A 12,762-nucleotide genomic window follows, 5' to 3' on the forward strand; every position below is an offset into this window, starting at 1 on the left:
CCCATGCGCATCTACGTTCCCGCCACCGTCGACGAGCTCGACGCCGTCACCGTGACCGGCGACGAGGCCGTCTGGTCCCTCGCTCCGCGAGCGGCCCACGCCGTCACGTCCGCCCTCTCCCGCGAGCTGCTCGACGAGGACGAGGAGGGCCTGGAGTTCGCCGCGGCGCTCGAGGCCGCCGACGACTCGCTCGCGCTCCTCGCGGGCAGGTCGGGCGCACCCCGTCAGCGCCTGGTCGTGACGGTCGAGGTGCCCGACGAGATGGTCGCGCTGACCCAGCCCGGCGACGGCGAGTCGCCCGGCGACCTGGCGCCCAGCGCGGTCGAGGTCACGGCGTCCATCCCCGAGGTGCGCATCGTGTGCGTCCACGTCGACGAGCCCGAGGCCGCGACGGACATCGCCGAGGTCTTCGCGGCCGCCGACGAGGACCGCGACGAGGACCTCGACGCCGCGCTCGACCGCGTGAGCGAGCGCGACCTGCTCTGGTACGACTGGTCGGAGCTCAAGAGCGTCCCCCGAGCGAAGTGACCGTCACGAGGTAGCGGGCGCCCGAGAACGGGCCTGAGGTCGCCGTCCGCCGGATGACGACCTCAGGCCCGTTCTCGGCCGCCGAGCCTCGCCCCGGCGGGTGGGGTCAGCTCAGGCGGCCCAGGATCTCGTCGTGCAGCAGGCCGTTCGTGGCCACCGCGTTGCCGCCCCACGGTCCCGGCGAGCCGTCGAGGGACGTGAACGTCCCGCCGGCCTCGGTGACGATGGGGACCAGGGCCGCCATGTCGTAGAGCTCGAGCTCGGGCTCCGCGGCAGCGTCCACTGCGCCCTCGGCCACGAGCATGTAGGACCAGAAGTCGCCGTAGGCCCGCGTGCGCCAGGTCTCACGGGTCAGGTCGAGGAACGCGTCGAGCTGCCCGCGCTCCTCCCACCCCGACAGCGACGAGTACGACAGCGACGCGTCCTCGACCTTGGCGACCTTCGAGACGTGCAGCCGGTTCGCGGCCGCGAGCGAGCGTCCGCTCCATGCGCCCGTCCCCTTGGCGGCCCACCAGCGGCGGCCCAGCGCGGGGGCCGACACGAGCCCGACGACGACCTCGTCGCCGTCGGCCAGCGCGATGAGGGTGGCCCACACGGGGACCCCCCGCACGAAGTTCTTGGTGCCGTCGATGGGGTCGATGATCCAGCGCCGCGCGCCGTGGCCCGACTCGCCGAACTCCTCGCCGACGATCGCGTCACGCCCGCGGGCCCGCGAGAGGTGGCTGCGGATGATCTCCTCGGCGGTGCGGTCGGCGTCGCTGACGGGGGTGTTGTCCGGCTTGGACTCCACGGTCAGGTCGAGGGCCTTGAAACGGGACATGGTGTGCGAGTCGACCTGGTCGGCGATCACGTGAGCCAGGCGCAGGTCGTCGTCGTAGGTCGGCATGGCTCACACCGTACCGGTGCGTGCCGCCAGCAGGCGCCGGAACGACTCGACACGCGCCGTGCGCGCCGCCTTCTCCTCCTCCGGGGACGATTCCAGCCAGTCGTCGAGCGCGCAGTCGGGTGCGCCGTCGAGGTGCGTGCAGCCCCGCGGGCAGTCCTCGGCGACCACGTCGAGGTCGTCGAACGCCTTGAGGAGGTTCTCGACGTCGACGTGCGCGAGCCCGAACGAGCGGACGCCGGGCGTGTCGATGACCCACCCGGCGGGGTTGCCGTCGGCGTCGGGCAGGCGCAGCGCGACCGCCGACGTCGACGTGTGCCGGCCGCGGCCCGTCACGTCGTTGACGACGCCCGTGGCCCGGTACGCGTCGGGGACCAGGGCGTTGACGAGCGTCGACTTCCCGACGCCCGAGTGCCCCACGAGGACCGACGTGCGGCCCTCGAGCTCGGCGCGCACGGCGTCGAGCGGTTCGATGCGCCACGAGTCCTCGGCCGTGTCGGAGGAGTTGTGACCTGGCTCGTCGCCGTGCCCGGCCTGCCCGGCCGCGGCCCCGGTGACGTCGTGGACCCGGCGCGTCACCACTACCTTGACCCCGATGGGCTCGTAGAGCTCTCGCAGGTGCGTCGCGTCGGCGAGGTCCGCCTTGGTGAGGCACAGCAGGACGTCCATGCCCGCGTCGTACGCGGCCACGACGCAGCGGTCGATCATGCGCGTGCGGGGCTCGGGCTGGGCCAGGGCCGTGACGATCACGAGCTGGTCGGCGTTCGCGACGATGATGCGCTCGTACGGGTCGGTGTCGTCGGCCGTGCGGCGCAGGACCGAGGTGCGCTCCTGGATGCGGACGATGCGCGCGAGCGTCCCGTCCTCTCCCGACGTGTCGCCCACGATGTCCACCCGGTCGCCGCACACCACGCGGTTGCGGGTCAGCTCGCGCGCCTTCATCGCGAGGATGGTGCGCTCGGTCGGCTGGTCCTCGTCGAGCAGGAGCGTGTAGCGCCCGCGGTCGACGCCCGTGACGAGCCCGGTCTCGGCGTCCTCGTGCTCGGGACGCTGCTTGGTCCGCGGGCGCGAGTTCTTCTTGCTCGGCCGGTCGCGGAAGTCGGACTCGTCGCGGACGCGTCCGGCCATCAGCTCGCCGATCCCGTGGCGCTCAGCATGCGGTCCCACATGGCCGTGAAGCCAGGCAGGGTCTTGGCCGTGGTCTCGACGTCCTCCACGAGCACGCCGGGCACCCGCAGCCCGATGAGCGCGCCCGAGGTCGCCATGCGGTGGTCGTGGTACGTGCGGAACGTCGCGCCGTGCAGGGGGCGCGGGGTGATGACGAGGCCGTCCTCGGTCTCCTCGGCCTGTCCACCGAGGCGCGTGATCTCGGTGGCGAGCGCGGCCAGGCGGTCGGTCTCGTGCCCGCGCAGGTGCGCGACGCCGCGCAGACGGCTGGGGGAGTCGGCGAGCGCGGCGAGGGCAGCGATGGTCGGGGTGAGCTCGCCGGCCTCGTGGAGGTCGACGTCGATGCCGCGGATCTCGCCCGTCCCGGTGACCGTCATGACGCCGTCGACGAGCTCGGCCGTCCCGCCCATCGCGGTGAGGAGCTCGGCCATCATGGCGCCCGGCTGGGTCGTGACGGCGGGCCAGCCCGGGACGCGCACCGTGCCGCCGACCACGAGGGCCGCTGCGAGGAACGGCCCGGCGTTCGAGAGGTCGGGCTCGACGTAGACGTCGCGCGCAGCGACGGGGCCGGGGGAGACGGTCCACGTCAGGGGCACCGAGTCGTCGACCTGGACGCCCACCTCGCGCAGCACCTCGACCGTCATGTCGATGTGGGGCACGCTCGGCAGCGTGGGGCCCGTGTGGCGCAGCGTGACGCCCTCGTCGAAGCGTGCGGCCGCGAGCAGCAGACCCGAGACGAACTGGCTCGACCCCGACGCGTCGACGTCGACCTGCCCGCCGCGCACCGCGCCGTGGCCCGTGATGGTGAACGGCAGCGTGTCCTGGCCCTCGACGGGCACGCCCAGGGAGCGCAGGGCGTCGAGCACGGGACCCATGGGACGCACGCGCGCGCCCTCGTCGCCGTCGAACCGCACGGTGCCGTCCGCGAGGGCTGCGACCGCGGGCACGAACCGCATGACCGTCCCGGCGAGGCCGCAGTCGATGTCGGCGGGGCCGCGCAGCGGCCCGGGCGTCACGTGCAGCTCGCTCGGGACGTCACCCTCGGTGACGCCCACGCCCAGGTCGCGCAGCGCCGCGGCCATGAGGTCGGTGTCGCGGCTGCGCAGGGCGCCGCGCAGGACGCCCGGGCCGTCCGCGAGGGCCGCGAGCACGAGGAGACGGTTGGTGAGCGACTTGGAGCCCGGGACGGCGACGGTCGCGTCGAGCGGTGCGCCGGTCCGGGTGGGGGCGGGCCACGCGGCGTGGTCGGGGGCGGTCTCGTGGGAGCGGGCGGCGGAGAGGTCGCTGGTCACATGCCCCAGGCTATGGCACGGGGCCGGGGGAGGGGGCTCCGGTCCGGTCCTCGGCCGGCCCCGTCCACGGCCCGACGGCGCCGCGCACCCCCGTGGGCGGGCGGCACGGAGCGCCGGGCTCGTGCGGGGTCAGCGGGGGACGGCACCCTTGACCGTGTCGGCCGCAGCGCTCGCGGCCGAGGAGGCGGCGCGCCGGGCCTTGCGGGTCGCGCGGCGCGAGGTCTCCGCGACCGGGTCCGTGGCCTTGTGGGCCACGGACCCGACGCGGTGCTTGGCCGCGTCGACCTGGTGCTTGGCGTTCTTGGCCAGGTCGAGGTCCTTGCGGGCGCGGTCGACACGCCAGCGGACGCCCGGCCGTCCCTCGTAGTCGGCCCCGGCGATGAGGGCTGCACCGATCGCGCCCAGGTTGCCCACGAACTTGCGGGTGCGCTCGTCGCGCGGGACGTCGCTCGGGGTGAAGGGCTGGTTGACGATCGCGAGGGGCACGCTCAGGGCCGCGAGCGTGAGCGCCGCGGTGCGGGGGGCCTTGCCGACCGCGAGGAACAGACCGGCCACGGCCGTCGCGGCGCCGTGGGCCCGGACGAGGGTCGCGACCTGCTTCTCGCTGAGCGGCTCCTCGACCCCGAGCTGCTGACCGACGAGGCTCACGCCCCGACGGGCCGCGCGGACGTGCTCCGCGGGCTTGAGGGCGGCCTGCACGCCGTCGTAGATGAACCAGGAGGCCAGCATGGGCCTCGCGACGTGACGCAGCAGCATCGGTGGGTCTCCTTCGTCGAGCGGTTGCCGGTGAGAGCGGCGGACACCAGGGCGCTGGTGCGGCCCCGGGTGCGTCCAGCCTGTCCCATCGCTGCTCAGCATGCCACCGGGCGTGCACCGCACGGGTGACGCGCGCCGGTGACGGGTGATCAGGACCGTCCGCCGGTCGAGCGCACGGGGCGAGCGGCGCCGTCGGGCGTGCGCGGGCAGGGGCGCGGCGGGGGCGCAGCCGGGACCCGCCCGGCCCCGCCCCCGCCGGGGGGCCTCAGGTCAGAGCGCGCCGCCGGCGGCCTCGGGGGCGTCCGCGGACTCGCCGCCGTCCCCGATGGTCTCCCGTGCCACGTAGTTCTCGAGGTCGAACAGGTTCTCCCCGGCGCGCCGGGCGACCGTCAGCAGCGTCGTGGCCGAGGCGACCTCCTCGACCTGCTCCTTGAGGAACCACAGCAGGAACTGCTCGCCCAGGGCGTCGCCCTCCTCGCGGGCCGCGCGGAAGATGGCCTCGATCTGGTCGGTGACCTGCTTCTCCTGGTCGAGCGCGAGCTGGAGGGGCTCGAGGACGGAGTCGAAGTCGTTGCGGACGGCGCCGGTGCCGGGGATCGAGATCTCGAGGTCCCGGTCCAGGTGGTACTGGACGATCATCATGGCGTGGTTGCGCTCCTCGACCGACTGGCGGTAGAAGTGCGCGGCGAGCTGGGGCAGGTCGTGGGAGTCGAACCACACGGCGATCGCGATGTACTGCTGGTGGGCGTCGAGCTCGTGGCCGACCTGCTCGCGCAGGAGCGTGCGGAACCGGGAGTCGGGAGTCGTGGTCGTCATGCGCCTCACGCTAGCGAGGAACGCGCCCGAGCACACCCCATGGTTGCCTGGCCTCACCGAGCCGAGGCTCACCTGACGCCCGCGCCCCCACGCGCCGCGCCGGGCTCGCCCGACGCGCGCACCGACCCGCAGGATCTCGCCCGGAGCGCGCCGTGCGTCCCGGGACGGGCCGCTGCGGGAATGTCGGACCGCGCCCGGCGGTTGTGCTGATCGTGACATGTGTACTGGAAGCAGAAGCGGACGTGAGCGTCCCCGTCGCACCGAGCCTGGAGACGGTGCCCTTCGGTGCGATCGCTCCGTCTGCGCTCTCGGCGGACGCCCGACCGGCAGGAGGACTAGGCTCGTTGTCGATGACGGACCAGATCAGCAGCAGCAGCGCAGGCGACCTCTCGGGCGCCGACGACGCCGAGGACACGAACCGGGCCCCCTCCACGGAGGACGACGCGGCCCGCTCCGCGCGCTTCGAGCGGGACGCGCTGGTGTACCTCGACCAGCTCTACTCGGCGGCGCTGCGCCTGACGCGCAACCCCACCGACGCCGAGGACCTGGTCCAGGAGACCTTCACCAAGGCGTTCGCCGCGTTCCACCAGTACCGCCCGGACACCAACCTCAAGGCGTGGCTCTACAGGATCCTCACCAACACGTTCATCAACAACTACCGCAAGAAGCAGCGCGAGCCGCTGCAGTCCGCGGCAGAGGACGTCGAGGACTGGCAGATCCACCGCGCGGCGTCGCACACGTCGCAGGGGTTGCGCTCGGCCGAGGCCGAGGCGTTGGACCGGCTTCCGGACTCCGACGTGAAGAAGGCTCTCCAGGAGCTGCCGGAGGACCGTCGGATGGCCGTGTACTACGCGGACGTCGAGGGCTTCCCGTACAAGGAGATCGCGGAGATCATGGGCACGCCGATCGGGACCGTGATGTCGCGGCTCCACCGTGGTCGGCACCAGCTGCGTGACCTCCTGAGCGATTACGCGAAGGACCGAGGACTGGTGGGGGCCAAGACCCCCGGAGGTGAGTCGTGAGTCAGCAGAACGTGGGCACGGAGGCGCAGGACGACGTCATCGTGCCGATCCCTCACTCGACCGAGGGCGAGACCGAGTGCGAGCACGCGCTCAAGCACCTGTACGAGTACCTCGACTCGGAGATGACCTCCGACGACGAGGTGCGCATGCGTGCGCACGTCGCCCACTGCTCGCCGTGCCTGGCCGAGCTGAGCGCCGAGGAGCTGGTCAAGCAGCTCGTGCGCCGTTCGTGCCACGAGCAGGCTCCTGCCGAGCTCCGGCTGCGCATCCAGGCGCAGTTCACCGTACTGCGTACGACGACGGTCGTCGAGGGCGTCTGAGGCCCTCGCGCCCGGGTGCGTGACGCCGTCGGGCGGTCACGTGCCCGCACGCGGGACCGACGCCCCCGTCCGGGTCGGAGCGGTCGCCGGAACCACGAAAGGGCCCGTCCTCACCGAGGTGAGGACGGGCCCTTTCGTCGCACTCGCCCGCTGGGCGCGTGATCGCGGCCCTGGCGGGCTCGTGATCAGGCGTTGGGGCGCTTGCCGTGGTTCGCTGCGCTGCCCTTGCGGCTGCGACGCTTGCGTCCGCGCTTGCTCATGATTGCTCCTCACGCCGGATTCTGTCTGCTCCATGTTCCCACATCTGGGGCTTGTCCTGGTCCAAGACGCGATATATCGTGAGAACAGAAACGCGATACATCGCGTTCATGGAACAGGGCGGGACACCGCCGGAGCGCGAGGAGCGACATGGCGACCGAGAACTGGACCGTGACCGGCCCGCAGACCATCGACGTCGGGCCCGTGGGCCGCCTCGACGCGAACCTGCTCAACGGGCGCATCGACGTCGTCGTCCACGACGAGCCCGGCGTCCGCGTCGAGGTCCACTCGCTCGAGGGGCGCCCGCTCGAGGTCCGCCTCGACGGCGACAGGCTCACCGTCGGGTACTCGCCCACCGGTGGGTGGCAGGGCTTCCTCGACTCGTTCCGCAACTACCGGGGCAAGGACCGGGCCGACGTCTACGTCGGCGTGCCCGCCCACGTCCGGGTCAAGCTCGCGACCGTGCAGGGCGACGGGCTCGTCGCCGGCACCCAGGCCAAGGTCTCGGTCGCCACGGTCGGGGGCTCCGTGATGACGACGCAGACGGCCGGCGCGGTGCGCGTGGACACCGTCACGGGCGAGGTCACGGTGCGCGACCACGTGGGCACCCTCGTCATGGACTCGATCTCGGGCGACCTCACCGCGTCCGGTGCGCTGAGCGACGTCAAGCTCAACACCGTCTCCGGCAACGTCACGCTCGACTCGAGCTCCACGCCCGACGCGATGAACGTCAACGCCGTCTCCGCCGACGTCCTGGTCCGCGTCCCCGAGCCCGACGAGCTCGACTACACCCTGCGCTGCGTCAGCGGGCGCCTCGTGGTCGACGGCGTCGAGCACCGCGGGACGCCCGGCGGGGCCTACCGTCAGGCCGGCCCGGCCGGGACGACCGGCAAGAAGCTCCAGGTCAACTCCGTGTCCGGGAACGTCACGGTCCTGCGCGGCGAGCCCGCCGACGCCTGGGGCGGCTCCGCGCCGCACCGGGGCACCCACCCCGTGACGCCGCAGGACGCCTGGTCCTACGACGCCCCGACCGGCGCCGACCCGGCCGCCCCGTGGGGTTCCGCGGACAGCCGCACGACCTGGACGGGCGAGGGCCCCGCGGACGGACCGGCGGACCGCTGATGGCCTCCGTCTTCGCCCACGGTGAGCTCCGCCTCTACCTCCTCGCCCTGCTCGAGTCCGGACCCAAGCACGGCTACGAGCTCATGACCGAGCTGAGCGACCGCTTCGGCGGCACCTACAGACCCAGCGCGGGCACCATCTACCCGCGCCTCGCCCGCCTCGAGGGCGAGGGGCTCGTGCGGCGCAGCGACAGCGGACGCAAGTCCACCTACGAGCTCACGCCCGCGGGCCGCGCCGAGGTCGCGGCGCGCCGCGCCGACGTCGCAGCCCTCGAGGACGGGATCGCCCAGACCGTGCGCACGCGCGCCCAGGCGCTGCGCGCCGACATCGAGGGCTCCATGCAGGGGCTGCGCGCCGAGCTCGCGGCCGCAGCCCAGGAGGCCCGCGTCCGACCCCGGCCCGCGGCCACCCCCGACCCTCGCCGCGGCGAGTCCTACGCCCGCCGTGTCGAGGCGGAGGCCATGGTGCAGCGCTTCCGCGACGACGTGCGCGCCGACCTCCGCCGGGCCGACGCGAGCAGCGCGGTCAGCGAGCTGACGCTCGAGACGCTGCGCACCGTGCTCGACTCGGCACGACGGGCGGTCCGGGGGACGCTGCCGTGACGTCCCCGCCGCACACCGCAGGACCGCACGACCAGCACGACCACATCCAGCACGACGACCGGCACGACACGCACAGCGAGAAGGAGAACGACATGGGCACCGAGTCCTGGGTCATCGCAGCACCGCAGCAGATCGAGGTCGCCGACGTGGCGTCGCTCGTCGTGGGCCTCACGAACGGCGCGATCGAGGTCGTGAGCGACCCGGGCCGCGAGTCCGGCGCGACCGTCGACGTGACCGAGGTGAGCCCTCGGCCGCTGCGGGTCACGACGCACGCCGGCGAGCTCAAGATCGCCTACGACTTCGACGGTGTCGAGGGCGTCGTGGACCGCGTCCGCGGCCTGAAGGACAAGGACACCGCGACCGTGCGCGTCGTGCTCCCGGCCCACCTGCCCGTCAAGATCGCGACCGCGCGTGCCGCGGCGACCGTCAGCGGGACCCGTGCCCCCGTGTCCGTGACCACGGCCGACGGCGCGGTCACCGTGACCGACACCGTGGGTCCGCTCTCCGTCAAGACCGTCGCGGGCCGCGTCGCCGTGACCTCGCACGACGGGGACGTCAAGGTCGGCACGGCCTCCGGCCGCGTCGAGGCCGAGGGCGGGCTCGGGCGGGTCACGATCAGCACCGTCACGGGGGACGTGGTCGTCGAGGCGCGCGAGACGACGCCGCTCGTGACGGCCAAGACCGTCTCCGGGGACGTCACGTTGCGCCTGAGCGAGGGCGCGGGCGTCAACCTCAAGGCCCGCGCGGTCACGGGCAAGGTCGTGCTCGACGGCGCCCCCGTCCCCAGCTCGCAGTCCCGCACCACGTCGGTGGACCACTCCGAGGGCACGAGCGGCGCCTACGTGTCCGTCAGCACGGTCTCGGGGAACCTGACGGTCTCTCGGGGCTGACCCGGCCGGGACGTCCGACCTGCAACGGCCCGTGCCCGCCCCGAGGGGCGGGCACGGGCCGACGTCGTCAGGCAGGCGACCCGCCGGGGCGGCAGGCGTCGGCGCCCGGTCCCGGCGGCCGGCGCCGCACCCGTGGCGGGCCGGACGCCGGACCTACGTGACGTCGTCGGGCAGGCCGAGCCACGCGTGCCACCCCGTGTGCAGCACGAGCCACGCCATGAGGCCGTAGCCCGCCTGGCCGGGGTAGCCGCCGCTGCTCGTCGCGAGGTCGGCGAGCCACTGCTCGTGCGTCACCAGGGGCGTGAACGTGTCCACGTAGGGGACCCGGCGGCGGTTGGCGACGTCCGCGAAGGCAGCCGACAGCTCGCCCAGCCGGTCGTTGTCCTCGGGTCGGCCCGGGGGCGGACCGACGACGAACGTGGGCAGCCGACGGTGCTCGGCCACGTCCAGGACGTTCGCCAGGTTGAGTCGTGACCGGGCCACGGAGAGACCGGCGTCCAGGTCGTGGCGGCCCAGGGCGAGGACGAGGCGGTTGTCGGCCTCGGGGTCGTGGTCGAAGCGCCGGGCGGTCTCGGCCTCCCAGCGCTGGCTCATCGCGGTCGTCGTCTCGCCCGGGATCGCGAGGGGGAAGACCATCGCCGTCCCCGGAAAACGGGTGCGTGCCACCACGCGGCCCGCCCAGCCGAGGCCCTTGGCGTCGCCGACACCCGCGCTCAGCTCGTCGCCGACCACGCAGATCCGTACTTCAGGTTCTCCCACGGTGATGTGCTCCTCGTTCGCTCGCGCACCATTGTCTGTCACGACGGGCCTCCCGTGCGGGATGTCCGTCGTGACAGACAGGATCCGGATCGCGCGCCGACCCGGGAGCACCCGACGGTGCCCGCCGTGCGCAGCCGTGCCCCAGGGCCCCGTCCCGGCCTCTCGCCACCTCTCCCCGGGGGGAGGGGGAAGGACGCCGGGACGGACAGGATGTGGCGAGCGCCACGCCGCGTCAGAGGAGGTTCGCGCCCCACGTGACCTCGTGCGAGGCCCCCGGCGCGAGGCGCACGAGGCGCTCGCCCGTCCGGAACGCGTCCGCGATGCAGCTCATGGGCTCGGCCGCGACGCCGGTGCGCCGGTGCGCGGGCGTGACGTGGTCGCCCGTGCAGACCTGCCACGTGTCCATCGACGAGTCCATCCACACGGCGGCCGTGCGACCGTCGGGGGCGCTCAGGCGCATCCACGACAGGCCGTCCTCGTCGCGCAGGACGTCCACGTACGCGTCGTCGAGGTCGATCCCCGCGAGCAGCCGGGGCTCGCGCAGGTCGTGGTCGCCCGCAGCGGGCTCGGTGCCCGTGGGCAGCAGGCGCTCGTCGGTCGTGACGCGCGTGCCGGCGTCCAGCCGGAGGGTGCACTCGTCGAGCGACGCGCCACCGGGGGAGAGCCACGGATGGAAGCCGACCCCGTAGGGGGCGTCGACGCCGCCCACGTTGGTCGTACGGGTCACCACGCGCAGACCCGCGTCGCTCAGTGCGTACGACACGCGGGCCACGAGGTCGAACGGGTAGCCCGGGACGGGGACCAGGTGCAGCTCGAGCGTCACGGCCGACGCCGACTGCTCGACGACGGTCCAGCGCTCCCAGCACGCGAGACCGTGCAGGGCGGTGTTCCGGGGGACCTCGGTGATCGGGAGCTGGTACTCGGTACCGTCGAACGTGTAGCGGCCGTCGCGCAGACGGTTGGGCCAGGGGAGCAGCACCGCTCCGTGCGAGGCCGGGGACAGCTCCGACTCGTCGAAGGGCGTGAAGACGTCGCGCCCCCCGACCGAGTACTCGCGGACGGACGCGCCGACCTCGGTGACGGTGGCACGGTGCTCACCGTGCTCGATGCGGACCTGGATACCGGAAGGTGGTGTGATGTTCACGATCACACACGTTACTGCGTGCGGAACGACGCACGAGCAGGGACAGTAGAACCCGGTCGTGCCGCCCGCCCGGGCCCGCGACGCAGCGACGCACCGCCCCCGGCCACCGGGGACGGGAGCACCACCCGCAGGACGAGGAGAAACACATGGAACGACGAGTGCTCGGACGCACCGGCAGGCTGGTCTCGGTCGTCGGGCTCGGCACCTGGCAGCTCGGGGCGGACTGGGGCGAGGTCAGCGAGGCCGACGCCCGCGCCGTCCTCGACGCCTCGGCCGAGGCCGGAGTCACGTTCTTCGACACCGCCGACGTCTACGGCGACGGCCGCAGCGAGGAGATCATCGGCTCCTACCTCGCCGACAACCCCGGCTCCGGGATCACGGTCGCGACCAAGATGGGGCGCCGAGCCCCCCCAGGAGCCCGAGAGCTACACGCTCGCGAACTTCCGCGAGTGGACCGACCGGTCGCGCCGCAACCTGCGCACCGACCGGCTCGACCTCGTCCAGCTCCACTGCCCGCCGTCCGCGGTCGTCAAGGACGACCAGGTGTACGACGCGCTCGACACCCTCGTGTCCGAGGGCGCGATCGCCGCCTACGGCGTGAGCGTCGAGACCGTCGACGAGGCGCTCGCGGCCATCGCACGGCCGGGCGTCGCGACGGTGCAGATCATCCTCAACGCGTTCCGCCTCAAGCCGCTCGACGAGGTGCTGCCCGCGGCCTCCGAGGCCGGCGTGGGGATCATCGCCCGCGTCCCCCTGGCCTCGGGCCTGCTGTCCGGGAAGTACACGCGCGAGACGACGTTCGCCGAGAACGACCACCGGTCCTTCAACCGCGACGGATCCGCGTTCGACGTCGGCGAGACGTTCTCCGGGGTCGACTTCTCGACCGGGCTCACCGCAGCGGGGGCGTTCACCGCGCTCGTCCACGACGTGCTCGGCCCGGACGTCACGCCCGCGCAGGCCGCGATCGCGTGGATCTGGCAGCAGCCCGGGGTCTCGACCGTGATCCCCGGCGCCCGCAACGTCGAGCAGGCGCGGGCCAACGCCGAGGCCGGGTCCGCGGAGGTGCTCGGGCCCCTCTTCGCGTCGGGCGTCCGCGAGATCTACGACCGCTACCTGCGCGAGCAGGTCCACGGCCGCTGGTAGGCCCGAGGCCGGGCCCGGCCCGGCCCGGCTGGGCCCGGTCCGGGCGACCGACGACGAAGG

Annotated in this window: 14 protein-coding genes and 1 pseudogene; 7 read left to right on the forward strand and 8 right to left on the reverse strand. The window is 73.5% G+C overall.

Annotated elements, in window-relative coordinates:
* The first annotated feature begins 3 nt into the window (after positions 1-3).
* A complete protein-coding gene (locus NHG27_RS07940; protein ID WP_497015685.1) occupies positions 4-528 on the forward strand; it encodes a DUF6912 family protein in 525 nt (174 codons plus the stop codon).
* Positions 529-634: 106 nt separating this feature from the next.
* Here the strand turns inward: NHG27_RS07940 and hisN are convergent, their stop codons facing one another.
* From hisN to NHG27_RS07965, 5 genes are all read right to left on the reverse strand, one after another.
* Complete coding sequence (gene hisN, locus NHG27_RS07945; RefSeq protein ID WP_193719992.1) at positions 635-1,414, reverse strand: histidinol-phosphatase; 780 nt, start codon at positions 1,412-1,414, stop codon at positions 635-637.
* A gap of 3 nt (positions 1,415-1,417) precedes the next feature.
* Entirely contained in the window at positions 1,418-2,539 is a 1,122-nt protein-coding gene (rsgA, locus tag NHG27_RS07950) for a ribosome small subunit-dependent GTPase A (protein WP_497015687.1), read from the reverse strand.
* Positions 2,539-3,870 (reverse strand): 3-phosphoshikimate 1-carboxyvinyltransferase, encoded by a 1,332-nt coding sequence (gene aroA / locus NHG27_RS07955; protein ID WP_497015688.1) that lies wholly within the window; start codon positions 3,868-3,870, stop codon positions 2,539-2,541. Before aroA ends, rsgA begins: the two co-directional genes overlap by 1 nt.
* A gap of 129 nt (positions 3,871-3,999) precedes the next feature.
* Complete coding sequence (locus NHG27_RS07960; RefSeq protein ID WP_497015690.1) at positions 4,000-4,626, reverse strand: DoxX family membrane protein; 627 nt, start codon at positions 4,624-4,626, stop codon at positions 4,000-4,002.
* A gap of 270 nt (positions 4,627-4,896) precedes the next feature.
* Positions 4,897-5,442, reverse strand: coding sequence for a ferritin (locus tag NHG27_RS07965; protein ID WP_030149991.1), 546 nt, complete (start codon positions 5,440-5,442; stop codon positions 4,897-4,899).
* 350 nt (positions 5,443-5,792) lie between these two features.
* On the opposite strand from NHG27_RS07965, the gene NHG27_RS07970 reads away from it, so the two are divergent.
* Together NHG27_RS07970 and rsrA are read left to right on the forward strand one after the other, a co-directional pair.
* Positions 5,793-6,464: a sigma-70 family RNA polymerase sigma factor gene (locus NHG27_RS07970; protein ID WP_193719996.1), complete on the forward strand. Its 672-nt coding sequence runs from the start codon at positions 5,793-5,795 to the stop codon at positions 6,462-6,464.
* A complete protein-coding gene (gene rsrA / locus NHG27_RS07975) occupies positions 6,461-6,784 on the forward strand; it encodes a mycothiol system anti-sigma-R factor (protein WP_193719997.1) in 324 nt (107 codons plus the stop codon). The genes NHG27_RS07970 and rsrA overlap by 4 nt, the downstream gene beginning before the upstream one ends.
* Positions 6,785-6,969: 185 nt before the next feature.
* Here the strand turns inward: rsrA and NHG27_RS07980 are convergent, their stop codons facing one another.
* Positions 6,970-7,044: a 50S ribosomal protein bL37 gene (locus NHG27_RS07980; RefSeq protein ID WP_156968370.1), complete on the reverse strand. Its 75-nt coding sequence runs from the start codon at positions 7,042-7,044 to the stop codon at positions 6,970-6,972.
* Positions 7,045-7,192: 148 nt separating this feature from the next.
* On the opposite strand from NHG27_RS07980, the gene NHG27_RS07985 reads away from it, so the two are divergent.
* Genes NHG27_RS07985 through NHG27_RS07995 form a run of 3 tightly spaced genes read left to right on the forward strand, consistent with a single transcriptional unit; the run spans position 7,193 to position 9,656 of the window.
* Positions 7,193-8,164, forward strand: coding sequence for a DUF4097 family beta strand repeat-containing protein (locus tag NHG27_RS07985; protein WP_497015694.1), 972 nt, complete (start codon positions 7,193-7,195; stop codon positions 8,162-8,164).
* On the forward strand, positions 8,164-8,766 hold the full coding sequence (locus NHG27_RS07990) for a PadR family transcriptional regulator (protein ID WP_193719999.1): 603 nt from the start codon (positions 8,164-8,166) through the stop codon (positions 8,764-8,766). Before NHG27_RS07985 ends, NHG27_RS07990 begins: the two co-directional genes overlap by 1 nt.
* Positions 8,763-9,656 carry a DUF4097 family beta strand repeat-containing protein gene (locus NHG27_RS07995; protein WP_193720000.1) on the forward strand — a complete coding sequence of 298 codons (894 nt, stop codon included), beginning with the start codon at positions 8,763-8,765 and terminating at the stop codon, positions 9,654-9,656. Before NHG27_RS07990 ends, NHG27_RS07995 begins: the two co-directional genes overlap by 4 nt.
* A gap of 153 nt (positions 9,657-9,809) precedes the next feature.
* On the opposite strand, the gene NHG27_RS08000 is transcribed toward NHG27_RS07995, so the two are convergent.
* Positions 9,810-10,457 (reverse strand): GDSL-type esterase/lipase family protein, encoded by a 648-nt coding sequence (locus tag NHG27_RS08000; RefSeq protein ID WP_497015699.1) that lies wholly within the window; start codon positions 10,455-10,457, stop codon positions 9,810-9,812.
* Positions 10,458-10,647: 190 nt separating this feature from the next.
* A complete protein-coding gene (locus NHG27_RS08005; protein ID WP_497015701.1) occupies positions 10,648-11,559 on the reverse strand; it encodes an aldose 1-epimerase family protein in 912 nt (303 codons plus the stop codon).
* Between the two features lie 146 nt (positions 11,560-11,705).
* On the opposite strand from NHG27_RS08005, the pseudogene NHG27_RS08010 reads away from it, so the two are divergent.
* A pseudogene (locus tag NHG27_RS08010) lies at positions 11,706-12,702 on the forward strand (aldo/keto reductase).
* The last annotated feature ends 60 nt before the right edge of the window (positions 12,703-12,762 follow it).

The organism is Oerskovia sp. 140933, assembly GCF_059651515.1.

Coding starts and splice junctions, on each gene's coding strand:
- NHG27_RS07940 (WP_497015685.1), top strand. CDS start 4: ATGCGCATCTACGTTCCCGCCACCGTCGACGAGCTCGACGCCGTCACC.
- hisN (WP_193719992.1), bottom strand. CDS start 1,414: ATGCCGACCTACGACGACGACCTGCGCCTGGCTCACGTGATCGCCGAC.
- rsgA (WP_497015687.1), bottom strand. CDS start 2,539: ATGGCCGGACGCGTCCGCGACGAGTCCGACTTCCGCGACCGGCCGAGC.
- NHG27_RS07960 (WP_497015690.1), bottom strand. CDS start 4,626: ATGCTGCTGCGTCACGTCGCGAGGCCCATGCTGGCCTCCTGGTTCATC.
- NHG27_RS07965 (WP_030149991.1), bottom strand. CDS start 5,442: ATGACGACCACGACTCCCGACTCCCGGTTCCGCACGCTCCTGCGCGAG.
- NHG27_RS07970 (WP_193719996.1), top strand. CDS start 5,793: ATGACGGACCAGATCAGCAGCAGCAGCGCAGGCGACCTCTCGGGCGCC.
- NHG27_RS07985 (WP_497015694.1), top strand. CDS start 7,193: ATGGCGACCGAGAACTGGACCGTGACCGGCCCGCAGACCATCGACGTC.
- NHG27_RS07990 (WP_193719999.1), top strand. CDS start 8,164: ATGGCCTCCGTCTTCGCCCACGGTGAGCTCCGCCTCTACCTCCTCGCC.